The organism is Caballeronia sp. J97, from assembly GCF_905220305.1.
Classification (GTDB): Bacteria; Pseudomonadota; Gammaproteobacteria; order Burkholderiales; family Burkholderiaceae; genus Caballeronia.
Map to the genome: position 1 here is coordinate 271,835 of NZ_CAJMZL010000002.1, position 16,763 is coordinate 288,597.

Here is a 16,763-nt window from a genome sequence, read left to right on the forward strand (position 1 = left end):
CGCGATGAGCGTGACAGCCGAAAGCGCGGCGAATGCGCCGCAAGAGATTCGCACGCCGTGGACCGAGTTCTGGCGCAAGTTCAGACAGCAACACGTCGCGATGATCGCCGCCGTGTTCGTGTTGCTGTTGATCGTGATCGCGATCATCGCACCGTATATCGCGCCTTACGATCCCGAGAACTACTTCGACTACGACGCGCTCAATGCCGGTCCGTCGGCGGCGCACTGGTTCGGTGTCGACTCGTTGGGCCGCGACATTCTCAGCCGCATACTGGTCGGCAGCCGCATATCGTTGACGGCGGGCCTGCTCTCCGTCGTGCTCGGCGCGGTCATCGGCACGTTCTTCGGATTGCTCGCGGGCTATTACGAAGGATGGTGGGACCGCATCGTGATGCGCATCGCGGACGTGCTGTTCGCGTTTCCGGGCATTCTGCTCGCGATCGGCGTCGTCGCGATTCTTGGCAACGGCATGGTGAACGTGGTCTGCGCGGTCGCGATCTTCAGCATTCCCGCGTTCGCGCGGCTCGTGCGCGGCAACACGCTCGCGCTGAAGCACCTCACGTATATCGAGGCGGCGAAGAGCATCGGCGCATCGGACTGGACGATACTCGCGCGGCATATTTTTCCCGGCACGATTTCATCGGTGGTCGTGTACTTCACGATGCGCATCGGCACGTCGATCATCACGGCGGCGAGTCTCTCGTTCCTCGGACTCGGCGCGCAACCGCCGACGCCCGAGTGGGGCGCGATGCTCAACGAAGCGCGCGCCGACATGGCGATAGCCCCGCACGTCGCCATCTTCCCGAGCCTCGCGATCTTCTTCACGGTGCTCGCGTTCAATCTGCTCGGCGACGGCCTGCGCGACGCGCTCGATCCGAAGCTCGACCGGCCATGATGCATATCGGTTCGCTGCGAGCCGGGCCGCGCGGCACGATCGCCGATGTCGCGGGCGTGTCGGTCGGTCATTGCACGCTTGCGCAAGGCGCGGTGCAAACCGGCGTCACGGTGATGCGTCCGCATGACGGCGACGTCTATCGCGACAAGGTGCCGGCCGCGGCGTGCGTGATCAACGGCTTCGGCAAGAGCGTGGGGCTCGTGCAGGTCGAAGAGCTCGGCGTCATCGAAACACCGATCGCATTGACCAATACTTTCGGCGTCGGCACGGTGGCCAATGCGCAGATTCGCGCGGCGGTCGCTGCGAATCCGCGCATCGGCCGCGAGGACCCTAGCGTGAATCCGCTCGTGTTCGAATGCAACGACGGCTATCTCAACGACATGCAGGCGCTCGCGATTCACGAAGCGCACTACCTGAGCGCGCTCGCTGCGTGCAACGTCGATTTCGAGCGCGGCGCGGTGGGGGCGGGGCGCGGCATGTCGTGCTTCGAGTTGAAGGGCGGCATCGGCTCGGCCTCGCGCATCGTGGACATCGACGAGCACACGTACACGACAGGCGCGCTCGTGCTCGCGAACTTCGGCCGCCTGCCGCAACTCACGATTGCAGGCGAGGCGCTCGGGCGTACTTTGCACGCCGAAAGCCGGGCGCCGATGAAACCCGAGCAAGGCTCGATCATCATGCTCATCGCAACCGATGCGCCGCTCGATGCGCGCCAATTGCGCCGTCTCGCGATGCGCGCCGCCGTCGGACTCGCGCGCACCGGATCGGTCTACGGTCACGGCAGCGGCGACATCGCGCTCGCCTTCACGACCGCGTACACGGTGCAGCACGATGCGGACTTCATCGTCGTGCCGCCGCTCGTTAGCGACGCGCGGCTCGATCCCCTCTTTCAGGCTGCGGCCGACAGCGTCGAACAGGCGATCCTCGATGCGCTCTTCAGCGCGGAAACGGTCGCCGGGCGCGAGGGTCATCGGCGCATCTCGCTCAGGGACGCATTGAAAACACGATCATGAAAGTGCTGATCTCGGTGGACATCGAAGGCATCGCGGGCGTATTTCATCCGGAGCAGACGCGCGCCGGCAACGCCGAATACGAGCAGGCGCGCCGCTGGATGACGCGCGAAGCGAACGCGGCCGCGCAGGGCGCGTTCGACGGCGGCGCGACGCAAGTGTGGATCAACGATTCGCACGGCGGCTTTCGCAATCTGCTGCCCGATCTGCTCGATCAACGCACGCGCCTCATACTCGGCAAGCCGCGTACCTTCGGCATGATGGCGGGGCTGGAAGCATCGCCGGATGTGGTGTTCATGATCGGCTATCACGCGCGCGCGCAAAGCCGCGGCATTCTCGCGCATACGATCAACAGCGGCGCCTTCGCGCGCGTGATGCTCGATGGCGAGGAAGTCGGCGAGGCAGGGCTTTACGGCAGGCTCGCCGAGGAACACGGCGCGCGCGTCGCGTTGCTCACGGGCGATGACGTGTTCGGCGCCGAGACACTGCTCGCGTTTCCCGGCGCGCGCTTCGTGTGCGTGAAGACCGCGCACGGCTATTCGAGCGGCGTGACCGAAACGCCCGCCGCGGCATGCGAGGCGATTCGGCTCGCCGCGCGCGAAACCATCGAAGCGGCTCAGTCTTCAGGCCATCCGAAACGCGCGGCGCTCACCGGACACCGCTGCGAATTGCGCGTGCAGACGACGGCATTCACCGATCTCTTTTGCCAATGGCCGACGCTCGAGCGCATCGATGCCGTGACGCTCGCTTTCGATGCGTCATCGGTCGAGCATGTCGTGCGGACACTCAATTGCCTTTCGGCAATGTCCTTCATGATACGGTGAGAGTTTGAACCACGCGCTTTGAGTATCGTTAGAATGGCGTTACGTGCGAGACCCGCGCTGGTTTTGACGTGTTTTTGCAGACGACGCTCATGCACACCGTGAAGCTCCAACACAACGATGACGAAGTGCTCGACCCCGCCGACCCTCAACTCGTCGTGCGCGGCTCGCTCTTCATCGACGGCCATGAAGCCGGCTGCTGGGAGCAACGGCGCGACGGAACCTGGGCGGCGCATGTGCGGCACAAAAGCGGCTGGATCGTCGAGACGAGCCGCGGCGCGCTGATCGACCGGCTCGCCCGCGACGCATAACGCAGTTAATTTCGAACCGATTTCACACACTTCATGTATCTGTCGATCATCGCCGTGGGGCTCGGAGGCGGACTGGGATCGTTGCTCAGATGGGCCCTCGGCCTGCGCCTGAATGCGATTTTTCCGAATCTGCCGCTCGGTACGTTCGCGGCGAACGTCATCGCGGGTTACATCATCGGCGTGGCGGTCGCGTTTTTCGCGCGCGTTCCGGATATCCCGGTGGAATGGCGGCTCTTCATCATCACCGGATTGATGGGCGGCCTTTCCACGTTTTCCACGTTCTCCGCCGAAGTGGTCGCGCATCTGCAGCAAGGGCGGCTCGGCTGGGCGTTCGCCGAAATCGCGATCCACGTTTCCGCGTCGCTGCTGATGACCGCGCTCGGAATCGCGACCGTGGCGGTGGCTTCCTGAATTCCTGAAGGACTCTTGATCGGCACGCTTCGACATCCTGTTCCCGGCGATTTGAACGTTTGCGCGCACCCGATTCCAACTCATTCCCATACAGATTTTTTCCGCGTTTTCAACGCTAGACCCTCGCTGCCTCTGCAGCGTTTTTTTATTTTTTACAGTAACGAAGGTGATGAAATGCCAGGGCTGCCGCTCATCGAAGTCAGACCGTATCGTGCAAGCGATCTCGACGGTGTGATCGATCTGTTCCAACGCGCCATTCGCGAAACCGCTTCGGCCGACTACACCGAAGCGCAGATCGAAGCCTGGGCGCAGGCCGACCGCGACGAATGGGAACTCGCGCGCGCGAGCCGCCCGACATGGGTCGGACTTGTCGATGGCGCATTGGCGGGTTTCGCCGATCTCGGAAAAAACGGTCTCATCGACATGATGTTCGTCGACCCGAAGCATCAGCGCAAAAGCGTGGCGACGTCGCTGCTCGCGCGCATCGAGGCCGAAGCCGACGAAGCCGGCCTGACCACGCTGCATACGTATTCGAGCGTCACCGGGCGGCCGTTCTTCGAATATTGCGGCTTCACGATGTTGCTGGCGCGCGCGGTCGTCGTGCGTCAGCAGCGCTTCGTCCAGTTCGTGATGGAAAAAGTGCTGTAATCAAATCTGTATAGACAAGTTTGGCGAATTACCCGGGATGGACCTAGTGAAATCCCGGATAACCCCTTGTTTCGTCCTTTCAGCCCGTTTAGACTTGAGTCTAACTTGTATAGACAGGACGAACCATGATCACGCTCACGCCCGGAAAACTGACTCTGCCGCAACTGCGCCGCATCGCGCGAGGCTCGGACCCGCTTCGGCTCGATCCGGCCAGCTTCGACGCCATCGACGCCAGCGCCCACGCCGTCGCCGCGATTGCCGCAAAGGGCGATCCGGCTTACGGCATCAATACGGGCTTCGGGCGGCTCGCCAATACGCACATTCCGGCCGATCAACTGGAACTGCTGCAGAAGAATCTCGTGCTGTCGCATGCGGTGGGCGTCGGCGAGCCGATGTCGCGTCCGGTCGTGCGCCTCCTGATGGCGCTCAAGCTGTCGAGTCTCGGGCGCGGCCATTCGGGCATCCGCCGCGAAGTCATCGACGCGCTCATCACGCTCTTCAACGCCGACGTGCTGCCGATCATACCGATCAAGGGCTCGGTCGGCGCCTCGGGCGATCTCGCGCCGCTCGCGCATATGTCGACGGTGCTGCTCGGCATCGGCGAAGTGACGATTCGCGGCGAGCGCGCGAGTGCGCTCGACGGTCTCGCGGTCGCGGGTCTCAAGCCGCTGACACTGCAGGCGAAGGAAGGTCTCGCGTTGCTGAACGGCACGCAGGCGTCGGCGGCGCTCGCGCTCTACAACCTCTTCGCGATCGAGGACCTGTTCCGCACCGGACTCGTCGCGGGCGCATTGTCGGTCGATGCGGCCGCGGGCTCGGTCGTTCCGTTCGACGCGCGCATCCATGAACTGCGCGGTCATCGCGGGCAGATGGAGTCCGCGGCGGCGTACCGCACGCTGCTGAAGGGCTCGGGCATCAATCTGTCGCACGCCGACTGCGAGAAGGTGCAGGACCCGTACAGCCTGCGCTGCCAGCCGCAGGTGATGGGCGCGTGCCTCGACCAGATGCGTCATGCCGCCGACATCCTGCTCGTCGAATCGAACGCCGTGTCCGACAATCCGCTGATCTTCCCCGACACCGGCGAGGTGCTGTCGGGCGGCAACTTCCACGCGGAGCCGGTTGCATTCGCCGCCGACAACCTCGCGCTCGCCGCGGCCGAAATCGGCGCGCTCGCGGAGCGCCGCATCGCGCTGCTGATCGACGCGACGCTTTCGGGCCTGCCGCCTTTCCTGGTGCGCGACGGCGGCGTCAACTCGGGCTTCATGATCGCGCACGTGACGGCGGCCGCGCTTGCATCGGAGAACAAGACGCTCGCGCATCCGGCATCGGTCGATTCGCTGCCGACTTCGGCCAACCAGGAAGATCACGTTTCGATGGCGACGTTCGCCGCGCGCAAGCTCGGCGACATCGCCAGCAACACCGCGAACATCCTCGCGATCGAGCTGCTCGCGGCGGCGCAAGGCGTCGATCTGCGCGCGCCGCATCAGACGAGCGCGCCGCTCCTCGAAGTAATGAAGACGCTGCGCGCGCACGTCCCGCACTACGATCTCGACCATTACTTCGCGCCCGACATCGCCGCAATCGCGACGCTCGTGCAGGACGGCGCGATCGCGCAGCACAGCCCGCTCTCGTTCGCGTCGGAACAGCCTGCATGAACACGCCCGCGTATCAGGAGATCAAGGACTACATTCTCCAGCGCATTCATATCGGCGAGTGGAAGGAGGGCGATCAGGTGCCCTCCGAGAACGAGCTCGCGCGCGAGTTCAAGGTCGCGCGCATGACGGTGAACCGCGCGCTGCGCGAGCTGACCGCCGATCAGGTGCTGACGCGCGTGCAGGGCGCGGGCACCTTCGTCGCGCAGCCGAAATACGCATCGACGCTGGTCGAGATCCGCAGCATTTCCGATGAAATCGTCGCGCGCGGCCACGCATATAGCGCGCAAGTGCTGCATCTCGGCGCGTCGATCGTCGATGAATCGCTCGCCGCCGAAATGCATCTCACGCTCGGCAGCCCGGTGTTTCATTCGCGCGTGCTGCACTTCGAGAACGACGAGCCGGTGCAGGTGGAAGAGCGTTACGTGAATCCCGCGCTCGCGCCGGAATACGCGCGCCAGGATTTCACGACGATCACGCCGAACCAGTACCTGATGACGGCCGCGCCGCTGCAGCGCGTCGAGTATCGGATCGAGGCGTCGGTGCCATCGGCGGAGATCCGGCTCGCGCTCGCGATGGCGGAGCACGAGCCGTGTCTGCTGCTGCATCGGCGCACGTGGTCGCGCGATGCGGTGGCGTCGGTGGCGAATCTCTGGCATCCGGGCGATCGCTACCAATTCACCGGACACTTCTGAACGTGATGATCATTCGTGCCGATTCGCTCACGCCCACGCCGTGGAAGAACGGCGGCGGGATCACGCGCGAGATCGCGGCGGGGCCGCAAGGCGCGTCGCTCGATGCGTTCGCGTGGCGTCTGTCGCTCGCCGACGTGGCCGCCGATGGCGCATTCTCCAATTTCGCGGGCGTCGATCGCGTGCTCGTGCTGCTCGGTGGCGCGGGCATGCGTCTGACAGAAGCGGGCGGCGGCGTGCACGTGCTCGATGCGCCGCTCACGATGGCGCGCTTCGCCGGGGAGACACCGATTCAAGCGGCGCTGCTCGATGGCCCGACGCGCGATTTCAACGTGATGCTGCGCCGTGATCGCGCCCGCGCGACGGTCAACGCCGGGCGCACATCATGCGCGCTGACGCTCGACCACGACCTGACGTTTCTGTTCTGCGCGCAAGGCCGTATCGATATCAAACTCGCCGATGACACGCGCCATACGCTCGAAGCAGGAGACACCTTGCGTGTCGAGCGCGCAGGCGCGCTGGAATGCACCGTGCGGGAAGGCGCATCGTGGCTGCACATCGGCATCGACATGGTGCAGGACAGGCGGACGGCTCGCGAGTAGCCGCGCATCGACATAGCAAGGGAGACAGGACATGAACGCATTCTTCGCGGAGCACGCGCGCCTCGCCGGGGGCTGGCGACGCGACGTGCTGCTCGAATGGGACGACGCCGGCACGCTCGTGCGCGCAGCGCCCGACAGCGTGGCGCCGGCGGGCGTCGAGCGGGCGAAGGGGCCGATCGTGCCCGGCATGCCGAACCTGCATTCGCACGCGTTCCAGCGCGCGATGGCGGGCCTCACCGAATATCGCGCGAGCGTCGCCGATACGTTCTGGAGCTGGCGCGATCTCATGTATCGCTTTGCCGCGCGGATCGGACCTGAATCGCTCGCGGATATCGCGCACTGGCTTTACATCGAGATGCTCAAGGCGGGCTACACGTCGGTGTGCGAGTTTCATTACGTGCATCACGCACCCAATGGCGCGCCTTACGCGAATCGCGCGGAACTGGCCGAGCGCGTGGTCGATGCAGCCGAGCGCGCGGGTATCGGCATGACGATGTTGCCGGTGCTGTACGAATACAGCGGCTTCGGCAAGAGCGCGCCGCGCGACGATCAACGGCGCTTTCTCAATACGCCCGACACGCTGCTCTCACTCATCGACGCGCTCGCGCGTTCGCGGCCCGAAAACGGCGCGCGGCGTTACGGCGTCGCGCCGCATTCGCTGCGGGCGGTGTCGGGCGAATCGCTCGCGGCGGTCATCGAAGGGCTCGATGCGCGTTTCGCGCGCGCGCCGGTGCACATCCATATCGCGGAGCAGACCGCCGAAGTGGACGCGTGCGTCGCGGCCACGGGGCAGCGTCCGGTCGAGTGGCTGCTGGAGCGCTTCAATGTCGATGAGCGCTGGTGCCTCGTGCACGCGACGCACGTCGATGCTAACGAGTGCGCGCGCCTCGCGTCGAGCGGCGCGATCGCGGGCCTGTGTCTCACGACCGAGGCGAATCTCGGCGACGGCGTCTTCCCGTCGCGCGAATATCTCGATGCGGGCGGGCGCATCGGCGTCGGCTCGGATAGTCATGTCGGCGTCGACTGGCGCTCGGAGTTGCGTTTGCTCGAATACGGCCAGCGCCTATGCCGCCAGCAGCGAAACGTGCTCGCGTCGCCGACGCAGAGCCGCCCGGCCGATCGTCTCTTCGATGCCGCGCTCGACGGCGGCGCGCACGCGACGGGACGACCGGTCGGCGCGCTCGCGCAAGGCATGCGAGCGGACTGGCTCGTGCTCGACGACGCGCATCCGGGCATCGGCGGGCATGCGCCCGACACATGGCTCTCGAGCGCCGTCTTCTGCGAACACGGCGAGTCGCCGATCCGCGATGTCTTCGTCGCCGGCCGCAAGGTGATCGACGCGCGCCGTCACGCGCAGGACGACGAATCGCTCGCGCGGTATCGCGCCGCCTTGCGCGGCTTGCTGGATTGAGGTCAGCCATGAACGACTCTTCGATCTTCACGCTGGAACGCGGCGACGCGCCGCTCCTGATTTCGATTCCGCACCGGGGCACGCAAATTCCCTGCGCGCTCGCGGACGAAATGACGCCCGTCGCAAAACGCACCGAGGATTGCGACTGGCATCTCGAACGCCTTTACGCGTTTGCGCGCGAGCTGGGCGCATCGATCCTGACGCCGGAATACGCGCGCTATGTCGTCGATCTGAACCGTCCTCCCGACGACGCGAATCTCTATCCCGGCCGCGACACGACGGGACTCTGTCCGGTCGACACCTTCGACAAGGCGCCGCTCTACAAGCCGGGCCACGAGCCGTCGCGCGAGCAGATCGATGCGCGTCGCGCGATGTACTGGCAGCCTTATCACGATGCGCTCGCCGGCGAACTCGATGCGCTGCGGCAGGCGCACGGCCGCGTGCTGCTGTGGGAAGCGCATTCGATCCGCTCGGTCGTGCCGCGCTTTTTCGAGGGTCGCCTCACCGATTTCAACTTCGGCACGGCGGACGGCACGTCGGCGGCGCCGGGGCTGGCCGAGAATCTCGCGGGCATCGTCGAGCGCGACGGACGCTTTTCGACGGTGGCCAACGGTCGCTTCAAGGGCGGCTATATCACGCGCCGCTATGGACAGCCCGCCGAGGGCGTGCACGCGGTTCAACTGGAGCTTACGCAGGTCAGCTACATGGAAGAATCGTCGCCCTTTGCTTACGACGAAGCGAAGGCGCGCGCGATCCAGCCGCTGTTGCGGGCGCTCGTGACGGCCGCGCTGGCCTATGTGAAGCGTGCGCCCTGACTGACGCGTGAATGGCAATTGGCTGGCACGCGCGTAATGACGGGGAGTGTTGCAATCGATTACGCGCGCCGGGCTCAAGCGGCTTGTCGGGCTATTTGTTAAACAAAAACAATGATTTAAGCGTGGTTGTGCCGACTGGCCGGACGCCCGGTGCGAATCGATCCGCGAAACGGATTATTGCGACGTCGACAATTATGTTTCGTGGAAATTGGGGTTTCCCCTAAGGCTACTGCCTCCTACACTTGTCTTCAAGCGAAACGAAATCAGAAATTACTTAAAAAGCTTCCGATTGAGTTTCGATTTCAAAACAAGACTACTGGAGGTTCATCATGATCAAGGCATTCGTTCCCGCACTCGTCATCGCCACTGCTCTGGCCGCTCCGACTTTCGCGTTCGCGCAAAGCAATGCGCCGGTGACCCGCGCTCAGGTCCGCGCAGAACTGGTTCAACTCGAGAAGGCAGGCTATAACCCGTCGGAAGATCGCGTGAACTATCCGCAGAATCTGCAAGCCGCGCAAGCGCGTGTGAACGCTGAAAACGGCGCGAGCGCTTACGGTCCTTCGACGGCCGGCACTTCGCAATCGGGCGTAGCTTCCTCGTCCGCACGCGCCAACGTGTCGATGTCGGATCGCAACTCGGTCTACTTCGGTCATTAATCGGAGCTCGTTTCAGAGCTTCGCGAAGCAGGGCAGTAGAGGCAGTGAGCAGTAGCGGTTGAAGTAGAGTCAAGCGTCAGAAAGTGCAGTATTCGCGAGAAATGCAGTAAGCAGCAGGTAGTACCGCAGTAAAGCAGTAAAGCAGCGAACGCCGGCCGCTATCGAGCGACCGGCGTTTTTCATTGCGCGTCCTGATTTTGTTCGACACGCGGCGACACCGCCCCGCATGCGCGAATCACGAGGCGCACGACTTCTTCGGTCTGTTCTTCGAAGGCCTTGCGCGTGAGCGCGCGCTTGCCTTTCAGCGCGCGGATCTGCGCATCGAAATCGGCGTAATGCTGCGTGATCGCCCAGATCATGAACATGAACGTGTCCGCCTCGACCGGCGCGAGCAGGCCGCGTGCGATCCAGCTTTCGATCACGATCACGCGCGTATCGAGCCACGGTTTTACGCGTTCGTTGAGAATGTCCTGCATGTGGTGCGCGCCATGGATGATCTCGCTCGCCCACACCTTCGAGCCGAGCGGCCTTCTTCTCGACAGTTCCATCTTCGCGCGCACATAACCGCCGATCGCCTCCACCGGATCGTCGCTGCATTCGAAGGTATCCGCCGCGCGATGCCAGTCCTCGAACAGATCTTCCAGCACCCGCCGATAGAGCGCGAGCTTCGTCGGGAAGTAGTAGTGCAGGTTGGCCTTCGGCAAGCCGGCACGCTCGGCGATCATCGCCGTGCTCGCGCCTTCCAGTCCTTTCTCCGCGAACACTTCCTCGGCGCACGCCAGCAGTTGCGCTTCGTTGCTTTCTCGAATCTGCGCCTTGCGTCGCCGCAAAGGCGCGGTCTCCTGTTGTCCGGTGGTGATGCCGTCAGCCGCGTCGTCGTGTCTCATCGTCGAATTCTTTCGTCTCGTGGCCGCATCGTGCCTCATTCGCGCCTTTAGCGCCATTCGTGCAATTTGCGCTGCATCGCGTCGAAAAAGCCTCCGCGCTCAATGCCGGCCGATGCTGCAGCGCAATGGCACGCTTATCGCTTTGTTTGCTCCGTGTTTGCCCGCACACGAAAGACGTTGATTTGATTATTTTAATCGGCTACAACCTGTCCAACTGGACAGGATTTGAGAAGCGCTCGAAACGCCGAAGAAGCGCGTGGTTTGCATCACTCATCGCATAACAGAAATCATGCACCGGGCGCGTGCAGCATCGCACCGCAAACGCCCGGCATGCACGAAGCGAAGTCACTCACATACGAAGTCCGATCGTAAGGAGCGAGGCGAATGAATGTCGTAACGGATGCAATCAGAGAGGCGGGTCTCGATACGTCCATCAACGTGAACGGCAAGCGTCTATGGGACAGTCTCATGACGATGGCCAGGATCGGCGCAACACCGAAGGGCGGCGTGTGCCGACTCGCGCTGACCGATCTCGACAAGGAAGGGCGCGATCTCATCGTGAGCTGGGCGAAGGAAGCCGGCTGCACGGTGAGCGTCGATCAAATGGGCAACGTGTTCATGCGCCGCGCAGGACGCAACCCCGACGCGCTGCCGGTGATGACCGGCTCGCACGCCGATTCGCAGCCGACCGGCGGGCGTTTCGACGGCATCTACGGCGTGCTCGGCGGACTCGAAGTGATCCGCTCGCTCAACGATCGCGGCATCGAGACGGAGCATCCGATCGAAGTCGTCATCTGGACCAACGAGGAAGGCTCGCGCTTCGCCCCCGCCATGGTTGCATCGGGTGTGTTCGCGGGCGTGTTCTCGCTCGACTACGGCCTTTCGCGCAAGGACGTCGACGGCAAGACGATCGGCGAAGAACTGAAGCGCATCGGCTATGCAGGCGACCTGCCGTGCGGCGGCCGCAAGCTGCATGCGGCGTTCGAACTGCATATCGAGCAAGGTCCGATTCTCGAAGCCGAGGACAAGACGATCGGCGTCGTCACCGATGCGCAGGGTCAGCGCTGGTACGAAATCACGCTGACGGGCCAGGAAGCGCACGCGGGCCCGACGCCGATGCCGCGCCGCAAGGATGCGCTGCTCGGCGCATCGCGCGTGGTCGATCTCGTCAACCGCATCGGTCTGGACAATGCGCCGCTCGCCTGCGCGACGGTCGGCATGATGCAGGTGCATCCGAACTCGCGCAACGTGATTCCGGGCCGCGTGTTCTTCACCGTCGATTTCCGTCATCCCGACGATGCCGTGCTCGCCCGCATGGATGCCGCGTTGCGCGAGGGTGTTGCGCGCATCGCCGGCGAGATCGGCTTGCAGACCGAGCTCGAACAGATCTTCTACTACGAGCCCGTCAAATTCGATGCCGCCTGTGTCGCGTCCGTGCGCGCGGCGGCGCAGCGTTTCGGCTACTCGCATCGCGACATGGTGTCGGGCGCGGGCCACGATGCCTGCTATCTCTCGCAAGTCGCGCCGACTTCGATGGTGTTCGTGCCGTGCGTCGACGGCATCAGCCATAACGAAATCGAAGACGCGACGCTGGAGTGGATCGAGGCGGGCGCGAACGTGCTGCTGCACGCGATGCTGGAGCGCGCGTCGGAACCGGCGTCGTAAGCCACGCTCATCCGTTTTAACTTCCCGCCGTCCGCGACCCACACGCGGACGGAAGGCACCGTCACGCCTGAAAAAAGGAACGCGCATGACCATAAAACCGACCGGCGATATCGCGAGCCATCGCCTCACGCAGGAACAGCTCGCATGCGAATTCTCGGACGTCGCGCCGCTGCTCGACGCCACCGCCGCCGCTGCCGCCGCGAGCCGCTGCCACTACTGCTACGACGCACCGTGCGTGCAGGCGTGTCCGACGAGCATCGATATTCCCGGCTTCATCCGCAAGATCGGCAATGGCAATCTGAAGGGCGCCGCCGTCGACATCCTGTCGGCCAATCCGCTCGGCGGCATGTGCGCGCGCGTATGCCCGACGGAGATTCTTTGCGAAGGTAGTTGCGTGCGCAACCATCCGGGCGACGAGCCGGTGAAGATCGGCGCGTTGCAGCGTCACGCGACAGACTGGGCGATGGACAAGGGCGTCGCGTTGTTCGAGCGCGCGGCGGAAACCGGACGACGCATCGCGATCGTCGGCGGCGGACCGGCCGGGCTTGCATGCGCCTATCGGCTCGCGCTGGCGGGACATCGCGCGGTGATCTTCGATGCGCGCGAGAAGCCCGGCGGCCTCAACGAATACGGCATCGCTGCGTACAAGACCGTCGAAGACTACGCGCAGCGCGAGATCGAATGGCTGCATTCGATCGGCGGCATCGAGATCGAAACAGGCAAGTCGCTCGGGCGCGATTTCACGCTGGACGAGTTGCGCAAGCAATACGACGCGGTGTTCATCGCGTTCGGTCTCGCGGGCGTGCGTGAACTCGCGCTCGAAGGCGAAGCGCTCGACGGCGTGATGAACGCGGTCGATTTCATCGAACAGGTGCGTCAGGCCGATGATCTCGCGAGCGTGCCGGTCGGGCGGCGCGTCGTCGTGATCGGCGGCGGCAACACCGCGGTCGATGCGTGCGTGCAGGCCGCCAAGCTCGGCGCGACCAACGTGACGATGGCGTATCGGCGCGGCGTCGAGAACATGAGCGCGACGTGGGCCGAGCGCGAGTTCGCGCAGACCAACGGCGTAGCCATCGTCACGCACGCGAAGCCGATGCGACTGATGGGCGAGAACGGTCTGGTGACCGGCGTGGAGTTCGAACGCGAGGGCGAGCGCTTCGTGATCGAAGCGGACATGGTGCTGAAGGCGATCGGTCAGACGCTCGTGCCGGTCGGACTCGAGCGCGAATTGCTGACGCTCGACGGCGGGCGCATCGTCACCGACGAGAACCGTCAGACGACGCTCGCGAAAGTGTGGGCCGGCGGCGACTGCGCGACCCATGAAGGACTCGATCTCACCGTGCAGGCCGTGCAGGACGGCAAGCTGGCGGCGGCGTCCATCGACGCGTCGTTCGAGCTGACTGCGATCAAAGCCGCCTGAGCATACAAGGAGAACTACGAACATGGCCGATCTGACTTGCAACATCGCCGGCATCACCTCGCCGAATCCTTTCTGGCTCGCGTCCGCGCCGCCGACCGACAAGGCCTATAACGTCAACCGCGCTTTCGAGGCGGGCTGGGGCGGCGTCGTGTGGAAGACGCTCGGGCTCGATCCGCATGTCGTGAACGTGAGTTCGCGCTACGGCGCGGTGCAATGGAACGGACAGCGTATCGCGGGTCTGAACAACATCGAACTGATCACGGATCGTCCACTCGACGTGAACCTGCGCGAGATCGAGCAGGTGAAGCGCGACTGGCCCGATCGCGCGCTGATCGTCTCGCTGATGGTTCCGTGCAACGAGAAGGACTGGAAGTGGATCCTCACGCAAGTGGAAGACACGGGCGCGGATGCGGTCGAGCTGAACTTCGGGTGTCCGCATGGCATGAGCGAACGCGGCATGGGCGCGGCCGTGGGGCAAGTGCCCGAATATGTGGAGATGGTCACGCGCTGGGTGAAGGAAGGCACGAAGCTGCCGTGTCTCGTTAAGCTCACGCCGAACATCAGCGATATCCGCATGGGATCGCGCGCGGCGTTCAAGGGCGGCGCGGATGGCGTTTCGCTGATCAATACGATCAACTCGATCGTCGCCGTCGATCTCGACGAGATGGCGCCGATGCCCACCGTCGACGGCAAGGGCACGCACGGCGGCTATTGCGGTCCCGCCGTGAAGCCGATCGCATTGAACATGGTCGCTGAAATCGCGCGCGATCCGCAGACGCCGAATCTGCCGATCTCCGGCATCGGCGGCATTTCATCGTGGCGCGATGCCGCCGAGTTCATGGTGCTCGGCGCGGGCAGCGTGCAGGTGTGCACGGCGGCCATGCATTACGGCTTTCGCATCGTGTCCGATCTCGCGGACGGCCTCTCGAACTGGATGGACGAGAAAGGCTATGCGACGCTCGACGACATCCGCGGCCGCGCCGTGCCGAACGTCACCGACTGGAAATACCTCAATCTCAAGTACGACATCAAGGCGCGCATCGATCAGGACAAGTGCATCCAGTGCGGGCTGTGTCATATCGCGTGCGAAGACACCTCGCATCAGGCGATCCTGAAGGAGAAGGACGGCAAGCGTCATTTCGAAGTGGTGGATTCGGAATGCGTCGGCTGCAATCTGTGCATGCACGTGTGTCCCGTCGAACAGTGCATCACGATGGAACGCGTCGATGCGGGCGAATACGCGAACTGGACCACGCATCCGAACAATCCCGCGCGCGCCGATGCGGAAGAACCCGCGAAAGCGGCATAAAGGTGACGTAGCGCTCGTCTTCGTTGCATCCCCATGATCAACCGCACACTCAACCGGAGTGCACCCGATGAATCAGACAGCGCATGACGTCGAGACGAGCAGTCTGTACAACGACGACCTCGCACCGACCGGCCCCGCGCAACGCACGTGGAAGTGGTATCACTTCGCGGCGTTGTGGGTCGGCATGGTGATGAACATCGCCTCGTACATGCTGGCGGCGGGTCTCACGGATCAGGGCATGTCGCCGTGGCAGGCGGTATTGACGGTCCTGCTCGGCAACATGATCGTGCTCGTGCCGATGCTGTTGATCGGCCACGCGGGCGCGAAGCACGGCATTCCGTATGCGGTGCTCGTGCGCTCGTCGTTCGGCACGCAGGGCGCGAAGCTGCCCGCGCTGCTGCGCGCGATCGTCGCGTGCGGCTGGTACGGCATTCAAACATGGCTGGGCGGCAGCGCGATCTATACGCTGTTGAATATCCTCACGGGCAATGCGTTGCACGGCGCGGCGCTGCCTCTGATCGACATTTCGCTCGGGCAGCTCGCATGCTTTCTGGTCTTCTGGGCATTGCAGCTCTATTTCATCTGGCACGGCACGGATTCGATCCGCTGGCTCGAAAGCTGGTCCGCGCCGATCAAGGTCGTGATGTGCATCGCGCTCGTCTGGTGGGCGACGAGCAAGGCGGGCGGCATCGGTTCGATGCTCTCGGCGCCTTCGCAGTTCGTCGCGGGCGGCAAGAAGGAAGGGCTTTTCTGGGCGACGTTCTGGCCGGGTCTCACGGCGATGGTCGGCTTCTGGGCGACGCTCGCGCTCAATATTCCCGACTTCACGCGGTTCGCGCGCACGCAGCGCGATCAGATGATCGGGCAATCGATCGGCCTGCCCCTGCCGATGGCGCTGCTCTCGGTGATTTCGGTCGTCGTCACCTCGGCGACGGTCGTGATCTACGGCAAGGCCATCTGGGATCCGATCGATCTCACGAGCCGCATGACGGGCATCGGCGTCGGCGTCGCGCTCGTCATCCTCACGCTCGATACGATGTGCTGCAATCTCGCGGCCAATCTCGTCGGACCGGCCTACGATTTTTCGAGCCTGTGGCCGAAGGGCATTTCGTATCGCGCGGGCGGCATGATCACGGCGACGATCGCCATCGTCATGATGCCGTGGAAGATTCTCGCGACGACGCAGGGCTACATCTTCACGTGGCTCGTCGGCTATTCGGCGCTGCTCGGGCCGGTCGCGGGCATTCTGATGGTCGACTACTTTTTCATTCGCGGCACTCGCCTCGATCAGCGCGAGCTCTTCGATGAGGACGGCGAGTATTCGTACAGCGGCGGCTGGAACATGGCGGCGGTCGTCGCGCTCCTGGTCGGCGTGCTGCCGAACCTGCCGGGCTTCCTGCACACGGCGTTTCCCGCATCGTTCCCGGACGTGCCGGCTTTCTTCAATACGCTCTACACGTACGCATGGTTCGTGGGCCTCGTGCTCGCCGCGATCGTCTACGGATCGTGGATGAAGCTGCGCGGCAGCCCGCGCGCCGGCGTGCTGAGCGCCTGATTC

General features: G+C 64.1%; 17 protein-coding genes. 16 read left to right on the forward strand and 1 reads right to left on the reverse strand.

Annotation, left to right across the window (positions count from 1 at the left end; translation table 11 throughout):
- The first annotated feature begins 4 nt into the window (after positions 1-4).
- From gsiD to U4Y90_RS05700, 12 genes are all read left to right on the forward strand, one after another.
- Positions 5-895, forward strand: a complete 891-nt coding sequence (gsiD, locus tag U4Y90_RS05645; protein WP_321793080.1) for a glutathione ABC transporter permease GsiD — start codon at positions 5-7, stop codon at positions 893-895.
- Positions 892-1,908, forward strand: coding sequence for a P1 family peptidase (locus U4Y90_RS05650; protein ID WP_321793082.1), 1,017 nt, complete (start codon positions 892-894; stop codon positions 1,906-1,908). Before gsiD ends, U4Y90_RS05650 begins: the two co-directional genes overlap by 4 nt.
- Positions 1,905-2,729: a M55 family metallopeptidase gene (locus U4Y90_RS05655; RefSeq protein ID WP_321793084.1), complete on the forward strand. Its 825-nt coding sequence runs from the start codon at positions 1,905-1,907 to the stop codon at positions 2,727-2,729. The genes U4Y90_RS05650 and U4Y90_RS05655 overlap by 4 nt, the downstream gene beginning before the upstream one ends.
- An 89-nt stretch (positions 2,730-2,818) precedes the next feature.
- Complete coding sequence (locus tag U4Y90_RS05660; RefSeq protein ID WP_321793086.1) at positions 2,819-3,037, forward strand: hypothetical protein; 219 nt, start codon at positions 2,819-2,821, stop codon at positions 3,035-3,037.
- Positions 3,038-3,070: 33 nt separating this feature from the next.
- The gene (gene crcB / locus U4Y90_RS05665; protein ID WP_321793087.1) at positions 3,071-3,448 is read left to right on the forward strand and encodes a fluoride efflux transporter CrcB; all 378 of its coding nucleotides are present in this window, start codon (positions 3,071-3,073) and stop codon (positions 3,446-3,448) included.
- A gap of 174 nt (positions 3,449-3,622) precedes the next feature.
- Positions 3,623-4,096, forward strand: coding sequence for a GNAT family N-acetyltransferase (locus tag U4Y90_RS05670; RefSeq protein WP_321793089.1), 474 nt, complete (start codon positions 3,623-3,625; stop codon positions 4,094-4,096).
- 125 nt (positions 4,097-4,221) lie between these two features.
- Positions 4,222-5,751: a histidine ammonia-lyase gene (gene hutH / locus U4Y90_RS05675; protein ID WP_321793091.1), complete on the forward strand. Its 1,530-nt coding sequence runs from the start codon at positions 4,222-4,224 to the stop codon at positions 5,749-5,751.
- The gene (gene hutC / locus U4Y90_RS05680; protein WP_321793093.1) at positions 5,748-6,443 is read left to right on the forward strand and encodes a histidine utilization repressor; all 696 of its coding nucleotides are present in this window, start codon (positions 5,748-5,750) and stop codon (positions 6,441-6,443) included. Before hutH ends, hutC begins: the two co-directional genes overlap by 4 nt.
- A gap of 5 nt (positions 6,444-6,448) precedes the next feature.
- Positions 6,449-7,042: a HutD family protein gene (locus U4Y90_RS05685; protein ID WP_321793445.1), complete on the forward strand. Its 594-nt coding sequence runs from the start codon at positions 6,449-6,451 to the stop codon at positions 7,040-7,042.
- Positions 7,043-7,073: 31 nt separating this feature from the next.
- Entirely contained in the window at positions 7,074-8,453 is a 1,380-nt protein-coding gene (locus tag U4Y90_RS05690; RefSeq protein WP_321793095.1) for a formimidoylglutamate deiminase, read from the forward strand.
- Positions 8,454-8,461: 8 nt separating this feature from the next.
- On the forward strand, positions 8,462-9,268 hold the full coding sequence (gene hutG, locus U4Y90_RS05695; protein WP_321793097.1) for an N-formylglutamate deformylase: 807 nt from the start codon (positions 8,462-8,464) through the stop codon (positions 9,266-9,268).
- 332 nt (positions 9,269-9,600) lie between these two features.
- Entirely contained in the window at positions 9,601-9,924 is a 324-nt protein-coding gene (locus U4Y90_RS05700) for a DUF4148 domain-containing protein (protein ID WP_321793447.1), read from the forward strand.
- Positions 9,925-10,103: 179 nt separating this feature from the next.
- On the opposite strand, the gene U4Y90_RS05705 is transcribed toward U4Y90_RS05700, so the two are convergent.
- Positions 10,104-10,811 (reverse strand): TetR/AcrR family transcriptional regulator, encoded by a 708-nt coding sequence (locus U4Y90_RS05705; RefSeq protein WP_415749295.1) that lies wholly within the window; start codon positions 10,809-10,811, stop codon positions 10,104-10,106.
- Positions 10,812-11,195: 384 nt separating this feature from the next.
- On the opposite strand from U4Y90_RS05705, the gene U4Y90_RS05710 reads away from it, so the two are divergent.
- The 4 genes from U4Y90_RS05710 to U4Y90_RS05725 all read left to right on the forward strand — a co-directional run bounded on the left by U4Y90_RS05710 (position 11,196) and on the right by U4Y90_RS05725 (position 16,760).
- Positions 11,196-12,476: a Zn-dependent hydrolase gene (locus tag U4Y90_RS05710; protein WP_321793101.1), complete on the forward strand. Its 1,281-nt coding sequence runs from the start codon at positions 11,196-11,198 to the stop codon at positions 12,474-12,476.
- 85 nt (positions 12,477-12,561) lie between these two features.
- Positions 12,562-13,896 carry an NAD(P)-dependent oxidoreductase gene (locus tag U4Y90_RS05715; protein ID WP_321793103.1) on the forward strand — a complete coding sequence of 445 codons (1,335 nt, stop codon included), beginning with the start codon at positions 12,562-12,564 and terminating at the stop codon, positions 13,894-13,896.
- 22 nt (positions 13,897-13,918) lie between these two features.
- A complete protein-coding gene (preA, locus tag U4Y90_RS05720) occupies positions 13,919-15,205 on the forward strand; it encodes an NAD-dependent dihydropyrimidine dehydrogenase subunit PreA (RefSeq protein WP_321793105.1) in 1,287 nt (428 codons plus the stop codon).
- 67 nt (positions 15,206-15,272) lie between these two features.
- Complete coding sequence (locus U4Y90_RS05725) at positions 15,273-16,760, forward strand: NCS1 family nucleobase:cation symporter-1 (protein WP_321793107.1); 1,488 nt, start codon at positions 15,273-15,275, stop codon at positions 16,758-16,760.
- Positions 16,761-16,763 lie beyond the last annotated feature (3 nt).

Coding starts and splice junctions, on each gene's coding strand:
- U4Y90_RS05690 (WP_321793095.1), top strand. CDS start 7,074: ATGAACGCATTCTTCGCGGAGCACGCGCGCCTCGCCGGGGGCTGGCGA.
- U4Y90_RS05685 (WP_321793445.1), top strand. CDS start 6,449: ATGATCATTCGTGCCGATTCGCTCACGCCCACGCCGTGGAAGAACGGC.
- U4Y90_RS05670 (WP_321793089.1), top strand. CDS start 3,623: ATGCCAGGGCTGCCGCTCATCGAAGTCAGACCGTATCGTGCAAGCGAT.
- U4Y90_RS05655 (WP_321793084.1), top strand. CDS start 1,905: ATGAAAGTGCTGATCTCGGTGGACATCGAAGGCATCGCGGGCGTATTT.
- U4Y90_RS05725 (WP_321793107.1), top strand. CDS start 15,273: ATGAATCAGACAGCGCATGACGTCGAGACGAGCAGTCTGTACAACGAC.
- gsiD (WP_321793080.1), top strand. CDS start 5: ATGAGCGTGACAGCCGAAAGCGCGGCGAATGCGCCGCAAGAGATTCGC.
- U4Y90_RS05715 (WP_321793103.1), top strand. CDS start 12,562: ATGACCATAAAACCGACCGGCGATATCGCGAGCCATCGCCTCACGCAG.
- crcB (WP_321793087.1), top strand. CDS start 3,071: ATGTATCTGTCGATCATCGCCGTGGGGCTCGGAGGCGGACTGGGATCG.
- hutC (WP_321793093.1), top strand. CDS start 5,748: ATGAACACGCCCGCGTATCAGGAGATCAAGGACTACATTCTCCAGCGC.
- U4Y90_RS05710 (WP_321793101.1), top strand. CDS start 11,196: ATGAATGTCGTAACGGATGCAATCAGAGAGGCGGGTCTCGATACGTCC.
- U4Y90_RS05660 (WP_321793086.1), top strand. CDS start 2,819: ATGCACACCGTGAAGCTCCAACACAACGATGACGAAGTGCTCGACCCC.
- hutH (WP_321793091.1), top strand. CDS start 4,222: ATGATCACGCTCACGCCCGGAAAACTGACTCTGCCGCAACTGCGCCGC.
- preA (WP_321793105.1), top strand. CDS start 13,919: ATGGCCGATCTGACTTGCAACATCGCCGGCATCACCTCGCCGAATCCT.
- hutG (WP_321793097.1), top strand. CDS start 8,462: ATGAACGACTCTTCGATCTTCACGCTGGAACGCGGCGACGCGCCGCTC.
- U4Y90_RS05650 (WP_321793082.1), top strand. CDS start 892: ATGATGCATATCGGTTCGCTGCGAGCCGGGCCGCGCGGCACGATCGCC.
- U4Y90_RS05705 (WP_415749295.1), bottom strand. CDS start 10,811: ATGAGACACGACGACGCGGCTGACGGCATCACCACCGGACAACAGGAG.